We start from the raw sequence: 22,251 nt of genomic DNA on the forward strand, positions 1-22,251 counted from the left end.
CTTAAGGTCTTTCAGATGACTTCAGTTTTAGTTAACGACTTTAGTCGTCGACATTTATGTCAAAATCCACCTGCTTTAGCAGGTGGTCGTTTAAGTCAAAAGCTATTCACTTTTTTAAAATAATTGTTGATAAAAAATGAATCAGGGGGAAATGGAAAAATGAAATGTTTAGCAATTGCTGATTTATTTATTACAAAAGAAATGATGGAAAAAGGTTTATATGAATTACGCGATCAAGGTGTAGACATTACGGTTAAAGAATGGCTTCATGAGGATTTAGAAGCATTACAAAAGGATAATATTAAATTAGAGCTTAAAGGCAGTGAAGCGGTTTCTTTACCTGCTGAAATTGAAGAGGGAATTGAAAAGTATGACATTATTATTACGCAATTTGCGCCAATTGGAAAAGCGGTAATTGATAAAAGTGAAAATTTAAAAATATTAGGTGTGCTGCGAGCAGGAATTGAAAATGTAAATTATCGCTATGCAGAAGAAAAAGGAATCAAAGTATTCAATACCCCTGGCAGAAGTAACACAAGTGTATCTGAGTTTACAGTAGGTTTAATTCTATCGGAAATTCGTAATATTTCTAGAGGAAATTACTATTTGAAAAATGGGAAGTGGGAAAAATATTACCCAGCTGGTATCCTATCTCCTGAATTGAAAGAATCAACTGTAGGGGTCATCGGTTATGGTGCAATCGGGCAACGAGTTGCCAATCTTCTTCGTCCATTTGGCGGGAAAATTATTTTTTTCGATGATTATTTTAAGGGTGAAAGTGAAGATACTCAGGTTGATTTAGAAACTTTGATTAGAGAAGCAGATATTATTACGATGCACTATAGATTGACAGAGCAAACCAAACATATGCTTAATAAAACACATTTTGAAAAAATGAAAAAATCTGCGGTAGTTATTAATAGCGCACGTTCAGGGCTGATCAATGAACAGGATTTAATTAGTGCCTTACAAGAAAAAAGAATAGCTGGTGCAGCAATTGATGTGTTTGACCAGGAACCACTCCCACAAGATCATCCTTATTTCCAACTTGATAATATTACCATTACACCACATATTGCTGGTTCAACGATTGGTAACTTTGCTAACTCGCCAAAAATTTTAGCAAGTCGTATCGTTCCTGAATTGTCTAATTTAGAAATCAAACACTAGGGGTGAATTTATGAAAGAATTATTAATCATCGTAGTGTTTATCACGTTTCTACAATTTGCTACTGGATATTTACACATCAAATATTATCAAAGTGTTGTCAGAAAAATGGGTAGAAAATACACAGAAGGTTATCTTGGGGTAGGGATGAACCAACGTAAATTTAAATCAGGTCAAGTGTGTATCATTGTTGCTGATTCACAAGGGAAAATATCCGAATGTCGTATTCTATCTGGACTTACTGTCTTTTCGTTTTTTCGTAAAGATACAAGCTATATAGGGAAAAATATATACCAATTGGATTGGAACGGAAAAGAAAAATACAGAGAAGTGGCAGAAAATGCAATTCAAATGATAAAAAAAGAAATGAAAAAAAGAAATACAAACAGAGAAAAAACAGGACTAACTTGAATTAGTAGATAAATAGATTAATAAATAATTTATTCTCTTTGAATACTGACTGAAAGTGATAATAGCTCTTTGTAATTAGATTGACCATAATTCTCTAATTACAGGGAGTTTTTTTAGGCCATGTTACAAGAGTTGAGTATTAATTACTTGGGGTAAAAGTAGCATCCTACGATTTTGGTGCCATCTACGCCTAATCACAGGGTTTCTGCTCTAATCCGTCAGATAGTTTACATAAAATTTACGTAAAAGAGCCAGCTTACTTTGGTATCCCTAGAGGCAATATCCGAATTGGAAGAAAGGGAAAAACCTGTATAAAAGGATTTTGGATGAATAGTTGAGTGTGGCAAAAACAATTTTAGACTTCTATTATTGGATAAGAAAAGCGGATTCATTCTCTTCGCAAAATTGCTAAAATTCTAAAAATAATCTTGACTGTTATTGTAAGTTCAATCTATACTAGTGATAAAGTTTGTTAGTAACCTTAACAAACAAAAGGGAGGTGAATCCTGTGAAATCTTTTTCGAAAGGGAAAGCAAGTCCACAATTGCTTAGGGAGTGGAATCGAAATTTGATTTTACAGGAACTTCGCAGTGAGCCGCTTCAGTCCCGTGCAACATTGTCGAAGAAAACGAAATTAAGCAGGCCCAGTGTATCTGATCTAGTAAAAGAGATGATAGAGGAGGGACTTATTCGGGAAGTTGGAATAGGTGCATCAAGTTCAGGCGGCGGGCGAAAGCCAATCTTGCTTGAGTATAATGCCCGTTCTCATTTTGTCGCAGGTGCCCTCTTTCAAGACGGATGGATGACTGTCACTCTTGCGGATTTGGATGGAAACAACCTAGAGACGGCAAACGAATTCATTCAATTGCCTGCAGATGGAACAGCCGTTTTTTCTGTTGTGGATTCTTTATTGTTCCAGATGACCGAATCGTTATCCATCTCTAAAAATCAAATTTTAGGCATGGTCATTGGGCTGCCGGGGATTGCTTCGGAGTCAGGGGAGAGGATCGTGTTTTCCCCAGGAGTTGCATGGTCCGATAAGGATGTTGTTCGAGAATTTGAAGAACAGATTGGCGTGCCTGTAGTCATCGACAACGATGTAAACCTAATGACTTTAGGTGAATTTCATAAAGGCATTGGCGCTGATTATCGAAATACGATTTATTTATTTGCAGGTAATGGCATTGGAAGCGGGATTATTGTTAATGGTGAGTTTGTTAGAGGCGCTCATCGTGCTGCCGGTGAGATTGGAAATATGCTGATTGGGGATCCGGCGAATAAAAAAAGAGATATGGGTGTTTTTGAATCGAATTATGGGTCCTTGGGACTTCTTGAAAAAATGGAAGGATTAGGTTTACAGATAAATACAGGAAAAAGTGTGATTTTACAGCTTCAGCTCCTCTCATTTGAGTCTTTACAAGCTAAAAGTCTTTTAAAAGAGGTTCTTGACAGCTGGACAACAGCAATCGTGAACCTAGCAAGCATCATGGATCCTGAATTAATTATCCTTTCTGGGGAAATGTCTGATTTAAAGGATGAAAACCTTGAATACTTAAAGGGAAACATTGAAAAGTATCTGCCGCAGCTTCCATTTATCTCATTGACCACTTTAGGTTCTAAAGCCGGCCTATACGGGGCAGTTCATCTTGCGTTAGGTGAATTCACCCAGTTCGGCTCTCAGAATAGATAATTTTACTATTGGAGGGGAAAGCATGTTCAAAAAAAAGGGCTTAATGAGTTTGTTGTTGGTTTTTTTGATGATCTTCACAGCTGCTTGCTCAAGTAATAGCAGCAGCGGAGGAGAGGAGGCAAATGGGGATGAAAAGTCTGAGGGGGGTTCCGGCAAGCTTGTGATATACACGGCTCGTGATCAGGCAGTTGTGGATAAAGTAGTTGGCATGTTCAATGAAAAATACCCGGATATCCAAGTGGAAACTCTTACTATGGGAGCTCAACAAATTTTAGAGCGAGTCCGCGGGGAGAACGCGAATCCGCAAGCAGATTTTTGGTGGGGCGGTACACAATCCTCCCTCATGGTAGCTGCCGAGGAAGATCTTTTGGCACCCTATAAACCATCCTTTGATGAGGTGATTAAGGATGAACATAAAGACCCTGAGGGACGCTGGTATGGTGAAATGCTTCTTCCAGAGGTTATTATGATCAATAGTGATGTTCTTAAGAAAGAAGATGCTCCCCAAGATTGGGATGATCTTTTAGATGAAAAATGGAAAGACAAAATCATTATTCGAGGTGTCATGGCCTCTGGGACTATGAGAACGATCTATTCATCCATGATTTTCCGGGAAGGGGCAGATACTCCCAAAAAAGGATATGAATGGTTGGAAAAGCTTGAAGCAAATACGAAAGAGTATGCACAGGATCCAACTAACTTGTATTTAAAGCTAGCTAGACAAGAAGGATTAATTTCCCTTTGGAATCTTCAGGATATCCTCCTTCAAAAGAATGAAAACAACCAGCCATTCGATTATGTCTATCCTGAAAGCGGGGCACCAATTCTCGTCGATGGTGTAGCAATGGTCGAAGGTGCTAAAAACAAAGAAAATGCCGAACTTTTCTACGAATTCCTTTTTGATACAGATGTTCGTGCAAACCTTGCAGATGAATTGTACCAAATTCCCACACGGACAGATATAGCTGAAGAAGATATGCCCCAGTGGTATAAGGAGTTAGATTTGAAAGCCCTGGATATTGATTGGGCAGTTATGGCGGAAAAAGAAGCTGAGTGGATGCAGCATTGGGATGAAAACATAAAAGGCCAATAAAAAAGCAGTAGATGAAATGTCTAAGCATGGAAAAAGTGGATGACTAGAAGTCCTGCTTTCCGTGGTGATGATGGCCTCAGAGAAGACGTAAGACCTCCTCTAGGCCATTCCTTTTTTAATAATTTCGTAAGCTTTGTTGCAATTAAACGATAGGGTGGTTCTAAGTAGCTAAGTAGGACCAAGATGGCCACCGGTAAAATGTCTTTAACCACATCATTAAAAAGAAGCTACAACTTTTAGAAAGGCTGTTTTCGTAAACTTTGTTGCTATTAGGACAGGATTATGATTTCAATACGAATGGTGCTTCTTGAAGTGAGAGGTTAGAGGTGAGATTTAAAGCAATCGGCGATTCACCGATTGCCATTAATTCAACATTCCTTTATATCTAAAAAGCAACAATCTTTTAGGAAAGAGTTTTTAGAAAGAGCCGTTAAAGATAATAAAGCTTCCAAAAAAAGAGGTGCAGAACGATGAAGGTTGTGAAGCTGGACAATGTAACCAAGCGGTTTGGAAAAGCACGTGGAGTTGAAAACGTTGATATTACGATTCAGCCTGGTGAGTTTTTTACATTTTTAGGACCGAGCGGGTGTGGGAAAACGACAACGCTCAGGATGATAGCAGGCTTTTATTTTCCTTCGGAGGGAAAGGTCTTTTTCGATAACCAGGATGTGACGACTATGCCGCCGAACAAGCGAAATATCGGGATGGTATTTCAGAACTATGCTCTCTTCCCGCATATGACAGTCTTTGAGAACATTGCTTTCGGGCTGGAAGTTCGAAAAATGAGCAAGGCTGAAATTAGGAAAAAGGTCGAGAGAGCTCAGGCAATGGTACGCCTCGAGCAGTATGGAGAGCGAAAAATAAATGAGTTATCGGGCGGTCAGCAACAACGCGTAGCACTAGCGAGAGCTCTCGTGATTGAACCCAGCATCCTTTTATTGGATGAACCTTTGTCGAATTTAGACGCAAAATTAAGAGAAGAAACACGTCTTGAAATTAAAAGAATACAATTGGAACTAGGCGTGACAACGATTTATGTCACCCATGATCAAACTGAAGCGATGGCGATGTCAGACCGGATTATGGTTATGAACAATGGTGTCATTCAGCAGGTAGGCGCACCAGAGGAAATCTACAATAAGCCGGTAAACCATTTCGTTGCCTCTTTTATTGGGGAGGCTAATGTCATTGATGCTGCCGTTGAACAAACAGAAGGAGAAATGGTGACGGTAAAGACAGCAGATGGACTTTATCTGAAGGGGGCCGCTGCAAACGCTTCTCCAAACGTTGCCTACCGCATGGGAGAAACTATTAAACTATCGATAAGACCCGAAACCGTGGCCGAAGGGGAAGGTCCTAATCAATTTACTGCAGAAGTTCAGTTTGTTGAATTTACAGGTGTCAGCATTAACTACATCGTAAAAGTGGGCGAGACTTTCTTTAAGGTGATGATTGTGAATAAAGGAAATAAGGTACTTGAGCGGGGAGATCAGATAACGCTGCATATCCCTGAACGTAGTATTTACTTTATCGGAGAATAGGAGGGGAAAACGGATGGTTTCTATGCAGGAAACGGCCAATAATGAAAGCTGGTGGTCTCGTCTTACCCGCTCCAAATATTTTATATATGTCTTGGTTTCCCCGCTTTTTTTGATTCTTTTGGCATATGTCATTTACCCATTTTACCAGACGTTTATCGAGAGCTTTTCTACCGAAGACGGATCACTTGCAAACTATAAGAAATTCTTCAGTTTAGAAAGTACTGCAAATCTTGAAGCATTGTGGAATAGTGTATACATTTCAGTTCTCAGTGTGATTACTTGTGCAGTCGTTGGGGTCTCAATGGCATTCTTACTGGAGCGGTATGAATTTCCAGGAAGAAAGATCCTCTCTGTACTTGTTCTTGTACCAATGGCGCTGCCGCCGCTGGTAGGAGTATTATCGTTCACTTTTTTGTATGGGGAGAGCGGAATTTTTCCTCGTGCCGTGCAAGAGCTTTTCAATTTGGATAGCGTTCCTTTTTCATTGAAGGGCATAACCGGTGTCATCGTCGTCCATACCTTCACGATGTATACATATTTCTATCTGACGGCGTCTGCTGCAATCAAAGGGCTCGATCCCTCATTGGAGGAGGCAGCAACAAGCCTTGGCTCCAGCAGGATACGCATCTGGTTAAAGGTAATATTGCCGATGTTAACCCCCGCACTTGTGGCTTCATCATTACTTGTCTTCATGATCGCAATGGCTTCGTACACTGCGCCCTTAATATTTGGAGTGGAGCGTACAATGACGATGCAAATTTACCTTTCTCGTACAAATGGGAATTTGGATATGGCTGCAACCCAGTCTACAATTCTATCGATTGTGTCAATATCCTTCCTTATTTTAATGAGGTGGTATCAGAACAAACGAAACTATCAAAATCAAAGTAAAGGAATCAGCGTCCACAGGACTGAAGTTCGGACTTCCTTTATGAAATATTTTTCTATGATTCTATCAGTAATTGGAGTCATTATTCTCCTGCTGCCTATTCTTGTCTTGATCCTTATCTCCTTTTCTGTCGATGGTACATGGACTGTTCAAGTGCTTCCACCTGCCTATACGCTTGAACATTATGCAGCGCTCTTTACGGATGAAAGGACATGGCGGCCTATTTGGAACTCCATCCAAATGAGTTTCGTTGCAACGATTGGAAATATCATTTTCGGGGTAGCGGCAGCTTATGTGATGGTCCGATCTAAATTCAAAGGGAAGACAATGCTCGACATTCTTATTATGGTACCTTGGGCTCTTCCGGGAACAGTCGTAGCGGTAAACTTAATTGCTGCATTCAGCCAGCCCTCGGTGTTCAGCTTTAATCAAGTCCTGATCGGGACGTTTTGGATTCTCCCGCTTGCCTACTTCGTGAGGCACCTGCCTCTCATATTCAGGTCAACGTCGGCAAGTCTGATGCAGATGGACAAATCGATTGAAGAGGCGGCAAGAAGCCTTGGCGCAAGTTGGGTGACTTCATTTCGGAGAATTGTCCTTCCGATGACCATGACGGGGATACTTGCCGGGACACTCCTGGCATTTGTCCAGGGGATAGGAGAATTCGTTGCCTCTATCTTAATATACAGTACATCTACTATGCCATTATCTGTTGCCATTTTTCAAAAAATGTATGCATTCCAATTTGGAACTGCATGTGCCTATGGAGTATTGCAAATCTTTTTGATTCTCATCGTTCTATTTATTTCTCAAAAACTGACAAATGGAAAAGCGGGTTCTGCAATGTAAAGAAGGAGGTTTGAAGATGGAAAAGATGGATGCAGGTGAATTTCATGGAAGGGAACTAGGTAAATTTAAACAAGCTGCATTTGCCGTTTTGCCGCTGGGAAGCTTTGAATATCATGGCCCTCATTCTCCCTTTGGAACTGATATATTTCTTGCAGAGGGCTTCTCGAATCTAATCCGAAAGGACTTAAATGGGGTTATCTATCCTGCTGTCCCATATTCGTCCTGTCCTGGAAAAACAGCCAATTACGAAGGGACCATATCCGTCCGGCCATCTACTATGATTGAATACCTTTCTGATATCCTAGAAGGAATCCTAAAGCTTGGCATTCATAGAATTGTATTGTTGAATGCACACGATGCCAATATGGGACTAACCCGGTCGGTCACAGAGTATGTCACGATCCGGCATCCGGAAGCAAAGTTCCTGCTGGTGAATTGGTGGCAAATGGTTGAAGTTGGAAAATCCGCAGAGATCGGCTTTATTGGAACATCGGGGAGAGGACATGGCGGTCCATTTGAAATGTCTGCTGTTAAGGGATTGCGGCCAGACTTAGTTAACGTTAAACCGGAAGATCCGGAATTTAGAGAAATAGATAAGTATTCAACCCTTCCTTATGTTACAGTCGAGGGGAGCCCTGAAGCTTGGGATGGGTATACAGGATTAATCAGTCAGACAGCAATAGATAAAGGTAAAATGATTGTCAAAGAAGCTGCTGAAAATATGAATAAACTAATCGAAAATTGGATTTTTGGCACAAAGGAAGGAGATAATCATGAATCAGGCGTTAAGAAAGCGAATAATCGAGACTGAAGGGGAAACATTTCCTTCAAAATCGTATACGGCGATGGTCTTGCAGCCAGCTTACAATGAAGCTAAACAAAACTTTTTGAAATCTATGCTGCAAATTCACACTGCTCATTTGGTGATGCTTGAAGAACAAGGTCTTGTAACAAAGGAAGAGGCCGTGCAAATAAGTGAAGCAATTGGGAATGTGGAAGTAGAGAAGCTTCAAACAGGTGAATATGACCCTCAATTTGAGGACCTATTCTTTCAGGTCGAACATGACTTGATCGAGCATGCCGGGGATATTGCGGGTAACCTTCATATCGCCAGAAGCCGCAATGACATGGGAATCGCTATATACCGGATGACTCTTAGGGAAAAGCTGTTAACGCTATTAGAAAGTGCCCTGCTTTTAAGAGAGTCATTAATCGAATTATCAGAAGAGCATATAGATACGATTATGATCGGATACACACATACACAGCAGGCTCAACCGACGACTCTTGCCCACTACCTTAATGCCATGACAGATATTCTTACGCGCGATATCGGGCGCCTGCAAGGAGCTTACCGAACCGTGAACCGCAGCAGCATGGGAGCCGCTGCCCTCACGACATCTGGATTTGAAATCAGCCGCAGTCGAATGGAAGAGCTTTTAGGATTTGAAGATACAATAGATAATGCATGGGATGCCGTGTCGGGTGCCGACTACATCATGGAGACAGCATCAGCTGTCCAAATTGCAGCCCTTAACCTTGGCAGATCAATACAAGACTTCTTGCTATGGGGCACACAGGAATTTGGCGTATTCAAGCTTTCGGCGCCATATGTTCAAATTAGCTCGATTATGCCGCAAAAAAGAAATCCTGTCTCCATTGAGCATATGAGAGCCCTATTATCAGGTGTTGCAGGGGATGCCCAGACCGTTCTCACGATGGTTCACAATACTCCTTTTGGGGACATCGTCGATACAGAGGATGACATGCAGCCATATCTTTGGAAAGCAATGGATCGACTGCAAGGAATCTATCAACTACTATCAAGCGTCCTTTTAACGATGAATGTGGACCGTAATTTATTATTAAAGCGCGCAAAAGAGAGCTTTGCGAACGTGACAGAGCTTGCTGATACAATTGTCCGGGAGGAGGGCTTATCCTTTCGACAGGCTCATCATATCGTAAGCAGCGCCGTAACCTCCCTTACTGAGGCAGGGAAAGAGTCACTCGGGCAGCTTACTTTATCTTTAGTGAATGCCCAAGCAGAAAAAATTGCCGGTAAATCGCTAACCCTGACAGAGGAGGCGTATAAAAACGCCTTGAGTCCGGTTCATTTTGTTAACATCAGAACATTACCAGGAGGACCTGCTCCAAGCAGAATGGCCATGACACTGGAAAAGAGACGTCGTGAGCAGCAGCAGTTGTCAGATTGGCTAAGACAAAAAACATCAGCATTAGAACAATATGAACAGGTGTTAACCACGTATGTCCAACAATGGCCGAAGAAGGATGAGTAACATGGAGTTCTCCCTCTTAGCTGTAGATGGAGGGGGAACCAAGACGCTTGCAGTAATTACAGATTCTGTTGGGAAAATAAAAGGACATGGTCGTTCTGACGCATCAAACTACCAAGTGACAGGTATAGAAGGTGCAAAGGCAGCCATTGAAGCGGCCATAATTGGAGCAGTAAAGAACGTTAGTGAAAAGAAACAAATTGTGAGATTTCAAACAGGAGTATTTGCATTGGCAGGAATTGACACACCCGCAGACCAAGCTGTTGTAAACCGTATTGTTACTGTTGCATGTAATAAAGCAGGAGTTATTTTTGATCGTTTGATTATTGAAAATGATGCCCTTTCTGCCTTGCTTGGGGCTACATCAAATTACCCTGGGGCCCTCATGATTTCCGGGACAGGTTCCATTGCTTTTGCTCATGATGGCAAGGGACAATGTGTTCGTTCTGGTGGGTGGGGGCATACGTTTGGTGATGAAGGGAGCGGCTACTGGATTGGAAAAGAAGCGATTCGAGCAATTTTAAAAATGAATGATGGTCGCGGACCAAACACGAGGTTAAAAGATAGGGTATTAGAAGCAATCAATCTCAGGGCTGTCGAAGATCTTTATAATTGGGTGTATAGTTCTCATGGTTCTGTAGATGCCATAAGTGAGATTGCTAAACTTGTTGAAATTTGCGGTGATGAAGGAGATGCAGTTTCTATCACAATACTTGACCAAGCGGCTGAAGAACTGTTTACATTACTTTCGACCGTCATGGAAAAGGCTGCCATTACAAATGAGGACAATTCCATCATCCTCCAAGGCGGAGTTTTAAAGCATAACCTTTATATACAAAAGCGTCTTATGGACAAAGCAGCAAAGGATTTCCCGAAATGCCGGTTTGTAACATCAGATTTAGACCCAATAGAATATATTGTCCGCAGAGGTCTGCTGATTAATAAAGCAAATGATTAAAAAAGTACCTGCTTTCCTGGAGGAAAGGAATCAAAAGCAGGTTTTTTTATGTAATATGTACGGATTAGAAAGAACGTTTCTCAAATATGAGCACCTGCTTCTTAAAAAGAGCAGATGCCTATTCGATAGATCTTAGAAATATATATTTTATATGGATACAAATATTTATACAAAATGAGCAATGTCTGATAAAATACAATCAACTAAGGATCATCGGGCTGCTTCCTGAGGCAATTAAGGGGAAAGATGCTGAACTTGCATGGCAGCATACACAAAAACTCTGGAAACGCATTTGAATGTCCTTCAAAGATCAAGCCAATTCGTTTAGATTGAAAGGCAAAAATATCCTATGGATCTATAGGTAAACGACAGAGGAAAAGAGTAGTTTTTGTTCCTCAGGAACCAGGATCCTATGCGAAATATGTTAAATTTCAGAATATTAACTTTTTATAAAAAACAGGAGGACTAAGAAAATGGCGGTTAGAAAATTAGAGCATGTAGGTGTCATGGTTAAAGACTTAGAAAGGTCAATTGCGTTTTACCAAGATGTGTTAGGTTTGGACTTAATAGATCAATTTGATGCAAATGATCCTTCAATTAAACTGGCATTTTTGGGGAATAAAGAAAGTGGACAAATCTTTGTAGAGCTTATTTTCGGGGTTGAAAATCACTTCCCTGTAGAAGGAAAAGTTCACCATATTGCATTTACTGTAGACAAGATTGAGGAAGATATTGAGCGTCTTAAATCGCTGCAAGTTACTTTTACCGATAAAGAAATTACTACACTATCTAATGGCTCCAAATACATATTTTTTAAAGGACCGGACGATGAGCTACTTGAGCTCTTCCAACCTGCATGAAATATAGTGAGAAAACTCAGAACAGATGGCATACAAAAATAATAGTGAACAGTTTATTAATGGTTGAAATAGGTATCAACATTCTTAAAAGCTAGTAAAAGGGAACATAAACAATTGGATATTCCATGACAAAAACAATCGGGTGTTTAAAACTGACATAGTCAAATGAGACAGTAATAAAACACTTATTTAGGCTGCCATATTACCAAATTCTATTGGTGTATGGTAGCCTTATTCATTCAATTTCACATTCATATAGCAGGAATCGGCTTAGACTAATACTTTATGATACTTTCACATTCACGTAAGAACAGAGATACAGCTCCCAAAACACCGGAGTTTTCTCCTAAATAGGAGGTTTTCAAATCGATTGAACTTGGAAGATAAGGTTTCATGATCCCTCTTAACTTAGGAAAGATGAGATCAGAAGATTTCAATACACCGCCCCCCAATATAATAATTTCTGGATTCAACAGGCTGGCAGCATTAATGATTCCATACGATAAATGATCAATAGCTTCCTCTATGATTGACAGAGCGGTTTCATCCCCTGCCTTGGCAGATTTAAATGCAATTTCACCAGTCAAGCCTGTGGAGATCGCCTGCTCATATAAGGGATGTGAAGATTCTTTTCTAATTAATGCGGTGAATTTATCGCCGATTGATTTTCCGCCAGCCACACTCTCGAGGTAACCGTAATGGGTAAACACAGGCTTAAATTCATTTTTCATGTCATTTTTATCTGTAACCATGTAACCAAATTCACCTGCAGCACAAGTGGACCCTCTGTAGAGCTGCTTGTTGATAATAATTCCGCTGCCAATTCCTGTCCCGACCGAGATGTAGAGAACATTCTTCTTGTTTTTTGCATTCCCAAGCCATTGTTCGCCTAAAGCTGCAACGTTCACATCATTATCAACATATATTGGAAACGGAAAATATTTTTTGGCCTCTTTTATGAATGGGTAATCAACCCAATTCAAGCTTGGTGCCTCTATTACTATACCGTTAGAGGTATCCGTTATCCCTGGAACTCCTGCTCCCATCCCCAAGACTTTATTTACGTCAATATTATGCTCGCCTATCATACGATCAACTGTTTCTGAAATTTGTTTCAGGAGTCCAGATTGTAAATATTGGTTGGTCGTAAAGCTGCTAGTTGCAGTGATATTTCCGGCTAAATCACATATGATCGTTTTCACTTTTGTCCCGCCAATATCTGTTCCAATTATATAAGCAGCTTTTTCATTAAAAGAAAGTTGAATCGGTCTCCTGCCGCCTTGTGAGGAAGACTCGCCAATTCCTTTTTCTAAAACCCAATTGTCCCCGATTAGTTCGTCAACCAATAAAGAGACTGTTGGTTTACTTATTTTCGTTTTTACAGCAATCTCAGCTCTTGAGATTGGAGAGTTGTCTTGAATACATTGAAGGATACACTTTTTATTGAAGGATTTCATGTGCATGGGAGTTCCTTTAAAATTCATCGGATCACTGCCTTACCTATATAGGATCTATTTAAATAAAAATATAACTCAAATATAAGATGTTTACAAAAGTTGTTTTTAGAAAAGGGAACAATTGAATAGTTATCAGAAAATAAAGAGTATTTACATTTTTCTAACCATATGGTATTCTTTTCTAAGGTTAGTTAGGTAAACTAACTAACATAATATCTACCTAGTATGAAAGGAGTGTATGTTTAGGCATCGTTTTATCTAAAATAAATTTGAAAGGGGCTACACGAGTGAAGAAGTACTTAATAGCGTTACTTTCTATTATTCTCATCGTATCCATGTTACCACTTGAAGGAAAAGCGAAGGACTCACAGGAGCCAGATGTTGAACTTTGGAATGCAGTCAAACCACTTGAAACGACGGTTACCTTCTTAAATACAGGTGCACATCCTGATGATGAAAGAAGTGATTTCCTAGCTTATTTATCTAGGGGTCTTGGTGTTACCACGTCAAGTCTCATTGCAAACCGTGGTGAAGGAGGGCAAAATGAGATCGGGAATGAGTTGGACAACGCCCTCGGCATCATTCGCTCAAGGGAAATGATAGAAGCATCCAAAATTACAGGTGTAAAAGCTTTTCATCTTAGTCAAACTACCTCTGACCCGATATATGATTTCGGATTTTCCAAAACTCCTGAAGAAACCTTAGAAAAGTGGGGAGAAGATCTTACTTATGAACGCTTGATCCGTTTTATTCGAACGTACCAGCCAGATATCGTGATGCCATCTTTTCGGAATGACCACACCCAACACGGGCATCATCGTGCCATGGAAATTTTAAGTGAACGGGCATTCGAGGATGCTGCCAATCCAAAGGTCTATCCTCAGCAGCTAAAAGAAGGGCTGCCCGTGTGGCAAGTGAAAAAACTATACTTACCAGCAGAATCCAAAGAAACGGCAACTACCTCAATTGAAATCGGCATGTATGATCCTATCTACAAGATGACTTACCCGCAATTAGGAGAAGAATCTCGTTATATGCATAAAAGTCAGGGAATGGGGAATGACATTCCTGCCGCCCCGAGACAGACCCATCTAGAGTTACTCAAATATTCAGTCGATAGTAAGGGCTCATCAGGCCTATTTGCAGGCATCCCATATGACCTTGCAGAATGGGGAGATGCACTTCCAAAGAAAGAAAAATCATTGAACAAACAGTTATCAAAACTCCAAAGAAATTTAGATTCCATCATTTCATCCTATCCTAATCGAGATAGAGTTTTTACAAAAACACAAAGTGCGTTGAAGGATGTGCGCAAATTAATCAGGAAAATAGAAAAAACGAAGCTTGACAAGCAATTGAAATCTGACTTGCTCCATAAGCTTTCCATAAAAGAAGATCAATTGGAAGCAGCTAGCTTTATTTCATCCAATCTTGAAGCAGAAGCTCGAGCAGCTGCTAACATCCTGACAAAAGGACAAAAAACCTCTGTTACGGTTACGCTTAAAAATAATGGGGAGCAAAAATTGAAGGATATAGACATTTCTTTAAGCATTCCAAAAGGGTGGAAAGCTTCAACGAAGGATCATGTGAAAAGTCTATCTCCAGGAGAGACAGGCAAGCTTTCGTACAAGGTAGAAGTTCCTAAAAACGCTGAAAATTATCATGCCTATGACGAACCTGTTATCCAGGCAAATATTAAATTTGAGAATCGAGGAACAACTGTACAGCAAACAGAAGAGCTAGAAGGTACTGTTGCTGTTCTGCCTGATGTCGCCCTGACCTTGTCACCAGAAGATATAGTTGTGAATACAGCGAAGGTACCAAAAGAAATCCCTGTAAAGGTAAAACTTAAAAACTATAAAAGCGGTAAAGCTCAAGCCTCAGTATCGTTCCAGATTCCAAAAGGCTGGAGAGTTTCTCCAAACAAGGCAGCAGTCGATTTCAAAAGCCATCTTGAAGAAAAAGAAATGTCATTCACGCTGACTCCTCCAAAAGACATTTCAGATGGGGATTTCGATATAAGAGCAAAAGCGGTTGTTAACGGTAAGCTTTTTGATTCAACCATTCAGGAAATCAGCTACGATCATATCGGAAACTTTTATTATCAATATCCTGCCCAAGTAAAAGGTGTTGCTTTTGAACTTCTAAAACAAGACAATTTAAAAGTAGGATACATTGACAGCGGCTTTGACAAAGTGGCCGATTATTTGACAAATGCCGGTGTGGAAATGATCAAGCTTACCGAGTCAGATCTTGCAAGTGGAGACTTGAGTCAATATGATACGATTGTTACAGGCATTCGTGCTTATCTATCAAGAGAAGATCTGAAATCCAATAACGATCGTCTTATGCAATATGTAGAGGAGGGAGGTCATCTTGTTGTTCAATACCATAAACCAAATGATGGCTGGGACGCAATGACGACAGCTCCATACCCACTTACAATCGGGAATCCTTCAATCAGGTGGAGGGTAACGGATGAGAATGCAGCAGTCCATGTTCTAAAGCCGGACTCCCCGCTGTTCAACTATCCTAATAAAATTACTGAAAGTGATTGGGATGGTTGGGTACAGGAACGAGGCCTCTATTACCCAATGCAATGGGATGATCGCTTTGAAACCTTTGTCAGTATGGCTGATCCGAATGAAGAGCCGTTTGAAGGCGGAATTCTCATGGCAAACTATGGGAAGGGAACCTACCTCTATACCAACTTGGTATTCTATCGTCAAATTCAGGGGCAGGTACCTGGGGGATATAGAATCTTTACAAACCTGATTAGTTACGGAGCAATTAACTAACTAGTACATCAACAGTCCTTGAAATGATCATTTTCAAGGACTGTGTTTTTTTGCAAGATCAGAAAGTTTAATATAATTAAAGTATTAACGTATTAAAGAGTGTTGTCGTTGTCTAGCTCCAGGCGCCATCGGCCCTTAGGTCATAAGCCAATCCGTCAAGAAGGTTAAGGAACAACCTTCATGCCGGCTCGTCTTATGCTTGTCGCCGATAGGCGGGCGCCTTGCGCTTTTCGTTCCAATAATAATAAGAAGAAGGAACTTTGTGTGGCGAGCATCATAGACATTCTCCCTCAATTATAATGTTCAGCTCTGTCATAATAATTGAGATTTACCTCCTTTATTATCACTAAATAATGTACCGTTTTTGTTTCATATTATCTTCTAAAATTAGATCAGCTGTTAATTGTCCAGACAATGCAACCATCGGGACACCGCCGCCGGGATGAGTAGAGCTGCCGACAAAATACAGATTTTGCAATACTTTGCTTCTTGCCGGAATTTTAAATCCTCCATTTCTTTTTCTATCATTCACAACTCCATAAAGTGAACCGCCTTGTGCTCCATATAATGATTGAAGGTCATTAGGTGTAAAGCTATGCTCAAATTCAATATGTTTTCTCAAGTCTTCTACACCCATTCTTTCCAATTTTGTTAGGACAAGATCACGATAGCCTTCATTCATTGTATACCATGATTCACCTTTCTTTAAAGGAGGGACATGTGTAAGGACGAATAAATTCTCTTTTCCTTCAGGTGCCGAAGAGCGATCTGATTTAGATGAAATGCCGACATACACTGTCGGATCATCTGCCGGCAACCCATGATCAAAAAGCTGCTGGTGTTCTTTTTTTGGATCTTCTGAGAAAAAGAAATTATGATGAGCCAAATGTTTATATTCACGGTTTACTCCAAGGAGAAGAACAAAGCCGGACAGAGAAGGATCAAATTTCTCAAGCTCTTTAGAAGCATTTTTACTTTCACTAAAGTCTTTCAGAATTGTATTATAGGCAGGAACCGCTTCTAAATTTGAAACAACTAAATCAGCCTCTATTTCGTAGCCTGTTTCTAATTTAACAGAGGAAACCCGCTTTCCTTTTGTCACAAGCCTTGTAACTTTGCTTTTTAGAATCACCTTTACTCCAAGTTCATGTAATACTTTCTCCATTGCTTCTGCAATTTTGTACATTCCTCCCTTTACATAATAAATACCTTGACCCAGCTGTATATGTGCTAATTGGGATAGGGCAGCAGGTGCTTGATAAGGGGAAGACCCGGTTTTCGTTATGAAATGATTAAATAATTGTTGAAGTTTTTTATCTTTGAAATATTTTCTGTTCGTTTGCTCAAATGATTTCATTGGCTCCATTAAAAGAAGCTCCTTAACAGAATGCATCATGCGCAGGTCATTCAGCCCTGATAAACTCTTTTTAAAAAAGCCTTTTAGGCTGTACTCGTACATATTACTGCAATAGTGCATGTATTGAAAAAATTCTTTTGCATCTTCAGGTGAAACCTTATGCAGTTCATGAAGCATTGCCGGAAGATCACTTGTTAAGTCTATTGTCGTTCCATCTTCGAAAAAGGTTCTCCATTGAGGTTCAATTCTTACCATTTCAATATACTCATGGATATTTCGATTCACCGTTTGAAACAGCTTTTCAAATACCCACGGCATCGTTAAAACGGTTGGGCCTGTATCAAACTTATAACCTAAACCTTGTCTAACATTTAATTTTCCGCCTAGTCTTTCACCCTTTTCAACAAGTGTTACTTGATAATTGTCTGCTGATAATCGAATGGCTGCTGACATGCCTGCAAGACCGCCGCCAACAATAACTACCTTTTTTTTCACCAAAATACCCCCTTGAATTCTCCATTTTAGCTATTCATTATTTCCATCATTTCAGCTTTAATAACTAGAAATGCAAGAAATTTGCTGGCGACCGAGGAGAATTATCTTATTTGAAAAGAAAAGATTATTCGTGAATTTTCGTGTCGCAATTCGTTTCGGAGTCACCGTTTGATCGCGCAGCCTATCGAAAAAAGTCAAATATTATCGAATAATCGATAAATAGAAAATTTCGAAGATAAACCTCTCGATTTCGAAGATAAAAGTAGAAGAAATCCAAGATATATTTCAGATTTCATAGATATTATGAAAAGATCGAAGATAACGAAAAAGCTCAGGAAGGAGGAATGAGGGCCAGCCTCGAATCAAGAGTAGTCCGTGTCTTAAAAATCAGGATGGTTGTGTTTAAGCATTGAAAAAAGATAAAATGAGAACATATGTCATACGAAAGGTGTGCAAAGATGGATAATCGATTAGAAAAAGTAGTGGATTGGTTAAAAAAAGAGAATATCCAAACAGCTTTTGTTCATTCAACAGAAAATGTATTCTATTTAACAAATTTTCATACAAACCCACATGAGCGGTTAATGGGGTTATTTGTCTTTCAAGATCAGGAACCGTTTTTTATTTGCCCGGGGATGGAAACGTCCCAAGCCAAAGCTGCCGGCTGGAATGGTGAGATAATTGGATATGCTGATCATGAAGATCCATGGCAAATGATTAAAGAGGCGATTGATGCTCGAAAAATTACTATACATAAAGCGGCAATCGAAAAGGACACGGTTTCGTTTGCAAGAGCGGAAAAATTTTTAGAAGTAACGGATCAGCCAGTGCTGGTTTCTCTTGAGGATGAACTGAATGAAATCCGTTTAATCAAAGATGATAAGGAAATAGAGATTTTAAAAAGAGCAGCAGAATTAGCAGATTTCGGGGTTGAAGTCGGTGTTCGCGAGCTCAAAACAGGCGTTACTGAAATGGAAGTATTGGCTAAAATAGAATATGAATTGAAGAAAAAGGGAATTCGTGAAATGTCTTTCTCAACGATGGTTCTTTTTGGAGAAAAATCTGGACAGCCTCATGGTAATCCAGGTTCAAGAGCGTTAAAAGAAGGTGATTTTGTCTTATTTGATCTTGGGGTTGTTTTGGAGGGATACTGTTCAGATATTACCAGGACAGTGGTTTATCAATCCGTGAGTGACAAACAAAAACAAATTTATGAGATAGTTTTAAAAGCTCAAATCGCAGCATTAGAGGCAAGCAAGCCTGGGGTTAGAATTGGGGACCTGGACAAAATCGCAAGAGAATTCATTTCCGAAGCAGGATATGGCGATTATTTTCCTCATCGCCTGGGCCATGGGCTTGGAATTAACGTTCATGAGTATCCATCTATGGCCCATACGAATGATTCTTTATTAAAAGAGGGTATGACCTATACAATTGAGCCAGGAGTATATGTGCCGGAAATTGGCGGTGTCCGCATTGAAGATGATGTAGTTATTACGGCAAATGGAGCCGAAACTTTAACGAAATACCCAAAAGAATTGCAAATTATTAAGAAATAAAAATGCTTAGAAAAGATGTGTAGATGAAAGGAAAAAGAGGTAAAGTAAACTATCCTCACATGCTCTCCCTAAATTTTTCTAACCAACTTCTTCACTTGAGTTGGTATTTTTTGTTCAAAAACGAAAAGCGCTCGGAGCTAAAAGGCGGCTTGCTCAGTCCAGGGGTTTCTCTGAATGCGCTTTTTCTTTTTTCTTTGAAGAATGGCTTGTGACTCGAGGGGCCGTTGATGGGGCCAGATATAACTTCCTTAACACATTAACACGTAAACCAACTTTAACTTTTTCTTATCTATATATAGAAAAACTAGAGAAGAAGGGCTAAAATAAAATCAGCCTATAAGTTCGTATTAGAACTTAATAAATCGCTAAAGCACATAAACGAATGATAAAATATCGTTATCCTAATATGAGGTGAGAGTATGAAAAAAATAGCTGTCTTAACAAGCGGTGGAGATTCTCCAGGAATGAATGCTGCTATACGTGCGGTCGTCAGAAAAGGAATCCATGATGGACTAGATGTATATGGCGTGTATCACGGTTATTCTGGTTTGATGGAGGGGAAAATTGAAAAGCTTGAGCTTGGTTCAGTAGGAGACATTATCCATCGTGGCGGTACAATGCTTTACACCTCCAGATCCGAAAAGTTTAAAACGGAGGAAGGTCAAGAAGAAGCAATCAAGCAATTACAAAAGCATGGAATAGAAGGTTTAGTTGTAATTGGTGGAGATGGCTCTTATCAAGGGGCTGCAAAGTTATCAGAAAAAGGAATCCCATGCATTGGCCTGCCGGGTACGATTGATAATGACATAAATGGAACAGATTATACGATTGGTTTTGATACCGCAATTAATACAGTTGTGGATGCAATCGATAAAATCCGCGATACAGCAACCTCTCATGATCGGACCTTTATCATTGAGGTAATGGGAAGACTGGCAGGGGATATCGCTTTATGGACAGGTGTCGCTGGAGGAGCTGAAACAATTCTTATTCCCGAAAGAGAATATGATATAGACGATATTATGACAAAGCTAAACAAAGGAATGGAACGTGGTAAAAAACATTCTATTATCGTATTGGCTGAAGGTGTCTGTCCTGCAACTGAGCTTGCAGAAAAATTGATGGATTCCTTTCAACTGGAAACGAGAATATCCGTTCTTGGTTATATTCAACGCGGAGGATCCCCTACTTGCTTTGACAGGGTGTTAGCTTCAAGACTTGGAGCAAGGGCAGTCGAATTGCTTATTGCAGGAAAAAGAGGCAGAGCAGTAGGAATAACAAACCAGCAGCTCGTAGATTCAGGGTTTGAAGAAATTCTGAAGAACAAGGACCGTGTTGTAGATGGTTTATATGAACTCTCTCAGCAATTATCTATATAATCCATAATTAAAAAAACACATGGGTTTTCCTTTATGGTAACCTATGTGTTTTTTGTTTGTGTTGGTTATAAGGGAATGATAAAACGAATAAAGGGAAACATACGCCAAGCTTTTTAAAATCCTGCAGAAAGTGGTCTCGAAACAGATTTTTCTGAAGTTTTTATCCTTTAAAAATGTTATAACAAGGTGATTAACGTACATCAATAATCAAAAAATTCAAAAAATAAATTGACATGTTCATTTCTTTTATGATATAAATCAAATATGTTAGTAAAAATGAATAAGATTATTGTATACATGGTGATAAGATATGAAAGTAACTGCTAAAATGATTGCTGAACAGCTGGGTTTATCTATTGCCACAGTGGACCGGGCACTGAACAATAGAAGCGGGGTAAGCCCTAAGACATTAAAAAAAGTGATGGAGAAAGCAAAAGAATTAAACTACAAACCGAATATGTCTGCTAGTTTCCTTTCCCGAAAAAAACAGGTTCTTTTGGCGATTGTTTTTCCAAAGTACCCAGAATACTTTTGGAAGGAAATTGAAATAGGAATCATGAGAGCATTTCAAGACTTGAGAGACTATGGATTTGAAATTGACATCATTAGATCTCCAGAGTTCGATATTGAAGAACAAATTCAACACGTTAAAGACATCATTCATTCAGATAAATATGATGGACTTTTGCTGTCAGCAAATGACGCTGCCCCTTTTATTCAAGTAATCAATACTGGAATTGATAACGGTTTCCCTATTTATACATTCAACAATGACTCTCCTTCAAGTAACAGACTTTCATATGTCGGGGCCGATTATCAAGATTCTGGACGATTAGCCGGAGAACTTTTGTACAAATTTACGCATATTTCCAAAAAATTCGTTTTAATTACAGACAAAATGAATACGTTTCAGATGCAGCAAAAAGTCCTGGGTTTTATAGAATATATGTCACAGTGCAATGAAGTGGAATCGATCAGACCATTAAAGATTAACAGTAAAGATCTAAAAAACTCCCTAACCGAATTACAAAAGGACTTAAACGATGTTGATGGAATCTATGTTGCTGCAGGTGTTCTAGCAGAAGTGGCAATGGCAATCGAAAAAATGAAGTTAAGCAATGAACCAATCTTAATTGGTCATGATATGAACAAAGAAATTCATCATTACCTTGAAAATGGTATTATTACGGCCACTATTTGTCAGGATCCCGTTTATCAAGGTTCATTAGCAGTTAAAAAAGTTTTTAATCATCTTATGTTAGGAAATGATATTGAGCCAGTTGAAGACATAGTCAAGCTTGAGATTGTTACAAAGGGAAATGTGAAATATTACTTGTATCAATAAGTGATGATCGAAAGGGGGATAGATTTTTTATTTTTACCAAATAAGCTGGTTCTTTCTTTTACTCAAAAATGATGTACGATAATCAATATTGAATGAACCAAGAAAAAC

16 protein-coding genes are annotated in these 22,251 nt (G+C 39.5%); 14 read left to right on the plus strand and 2 right to left on the minus strand.

The annotated features are described in order from the left end of the window. Positions 1–159: 159 nt before the first annotated feature. The 10 genes from IC621_RS24800 to IC621_RS24845 all read left to right on the plus strand — a co-directional run bounded on the left by IC621_RS24800 (position 160) and on the right by IC621_RS24845 (position 11,753). Positions 160–1,170 carry a 2-hydroxyacid dehydrogenase gene (locus tag IC621_RS24800; protein WP_191162550.1) on the plus strand — a complete coding sequence of 337 codons (1,011 nt, stop codon included), beginning with the start codon at positions 160–162 and terminating at the stop codon, positions 1,168–1,170. A gap of 10 nt (positions 1,171–1,180) precedes the next feature. Beyond that, complete coding sequence (locus IC621_RS24805; RefSeq protein WP_191162552.1) at positions 1,181–1,579, plus strand: transcriptional regulator GutM; 399 nt, start codon at positions 1,181–1,183, stop codon at positions 1,577–1,579. A 508-nt stretch (positions 1,580–2,087) separates the two neighbouring features. Beyond that, positions 2,088–3,269 carry an ROK family transcriptional regulator gene (locus IC621_RS24810; RefSeq protein WP_191162554.1) on the plus strand — a complete coding sequence of 394 codons (1,182 nt, stop codon included), beginning with the start codon at positions 2,088–2,090 and terminating at the stop codon, positions 3,267–3,269. Positions 3,270–3,291: 22 nt separating this feature from the next. After that, positions 3,292–4,362 (plus strand): extracellular solute-binding protein, encoded by a 1,071-nt coding sequence (locus IC621_RS24815; protein ID WP_191162556.1) that lies wholly within the window; start codon positions 3,292–3,294, stop codon positions 4,360–4,362. Between the two features lie 470 nt (positions 4,363–4,832). After that, on the plus strand, positions 4,833–5,903 hold the full coding sequence (locus IC621_RS24820; protein ID WP_191162559.1) for an ABC transporter ATP-binding protein: 1,071 nt from the start codon (positions 4,833–4,835) through the stop codon (positions 5,901–5,903). Positions 5,904–5,916: 13 nt separating this feature from the next. Further along, positions 5,917–7,641: an ABC transporter permease gene (locus IC621_RS24825; RefSeq protein WP_191162561.1), complete on the plus strand. Its 1,725-nt coding sequence runs from the start codon at positions 5,917–5,919 to the stop codon at positions 7,639–7,641. Between the two features lie 16 nt (positions 7,642–7,657). After that, positions 7,658–8,452 carry a creatininase family protein gene (locus IC621_RS24830; RefSeq protein WP_224752802.1) on the plus strand — a complete coding sequence of 265 codons (795 nt, stop codon included), beginning with the start codon at positions 7,658–7,660 and terminating at the stop codon, positions 8,450–8,452. After that, positions 8,415–9,938 carry an argininosuccinate lyase gene (argH, locus tag IC621_RS24835; RefSeq protein ID WP_191162563.1) on the plus strand — a complete coding sequence of 508 codons (1,524 nt, stop codon included), beginning with the start codon at positions 8,415–8,417 and terminating at the stop codon, positions 9,936–9,938. Before IC621_RS24830 ends, argH begins: the two co-directional genes overlap by 38 nt. Next, positions 9,907–10,893 carry an N-acetylglucosamine kinase gene (locus IC621_RS24840; protein ID WP_191162565.1) on the plus strand — a complete coding sequence of 329 codons (987 nt, stop codon included), beginning with the start codon at positions 9,907–9,909 and terminating at the stop codon, positions 10,891–10,893. The genes argH and IC621_RS24840 overlap by 32 nt, the downstream gene beginning before the upstream one ends. A 473-nt stretch (positions 10,894–11,366) precedes the next feature. Beyond that, on the plus strand, positions 11,367–11,753 hold the full coding sequence (locus IC621_RS24845; protein ID WP_191162567.1) for a VOC family protein: 387 nt from the start codon (positions 11,367–11,369) through the stop codon (positions 11,751–11,753). 275 nt (positions 11,754–12,028) lie between these two features. On the opposite strand, the gene IC621_RS24850 is transcribed toward IC621_RS24845, so the two are convergent. Continuing rightward, complete coding sequence (locus IC621_RS24850; protein ID WP_224752803.1) at positions 12,029–13,237, minus strand: ROK family transcriptional regulator; 1,209 nt, start codon at positions 13,235–13,237, stop codon at positions 12,029–12,031. A gap of 260 nt (positions 13,238–13,497) precedes the next feature. On the opposite strand from IC621_RS24850, the gene IC621_RS24855 reads away from it, so the two are divergent. Then, positions 13,498–16,008: an NEW3 domain-containing protein gene (locus tag IC621_RS24855; RefSeq protein ID WP_191162568.1), complete on the plus strand. Its 2,511-nt coding sequence runs from the start codon at positions 13,498–13,500 to the stop codon at positions 16,006–16,008. Between the two features lie 346 nt (positions 16,009–16,354). Here IC621_RS24855 and IC621_RS24860 read toward each other — a convergent pair whose 3' ends face one another. Then, complete coding sequence (locus IC621_RS24860) at positions 16,355–17,860, minus strand: phytoene desaturase family protein (protein ID WP_191162570.1); 1,506 nt, start codon at positions 17,858–17,860, stop codon at positions 16,355–16,357. Between the two features lie 458 nt (positions 17,861–18,318). On the opposite strand from IC621_RS24860, the gene IC621_RS24865 reads away from it, so the two are divergent. The 3 genes from IC621_RS24865 to IC621_RS24875 all read left to right on the plus strand — a co-directional run bounded on the left by IC621_RS24865 (position 18,319) and on the right by IC621_RS24875 (position 22,143). Next, positions 18,319–19,419 (plus strand): M24 family metallopeptidase, encoded by a 1,101-nt coding sequence (locus IC621_RS24865; protein ID WP_191162572.1) that lies wholly within the window; start codon positions 18,319–18,321, stop codon positions 19,417–19,419. A 419-nt stretch (positions 19,420–19,838) separates the two neighbouring features. Continuing rightward, on the plus strand, positions 19,839–20,798 hold the full coding sequence (gene pfkA / locus IC621_RS24870; RefSeq protein WP_191162574.1) for a 6-phosphofructokinase: 960 nt from the start codon (positions 19,839–19,841) through the stop codon (positions 20,796–20,798). 310 nt (positions 20,799–21,108) lie between these two features. After that, positions 21,109–22,143 (plus strand): LacI family DNA-binding transcriptional regulator, encoded by a 1,035-nt coding sequence (locus IC621_RS24875; protein ID WP_191162577.1) that lies wholly within the window; start codon positions 21,109–21,111, stop codon positions 22,141–22,143. The last annotated feature ends 108 nt before the right edge of the window (positions 22,144–22,251 follow it).

Origin of the sequence: Metabacillus arenae (assembly GCF_014773385.1) — a bacterium.
In the GTDB taxonomy this organism is placed as follows: Bacteria; Bacillota; Bacilli; order Bacillales; family Bacillaceae; genus Metabacillus_D; species Metabacillus_D arenae.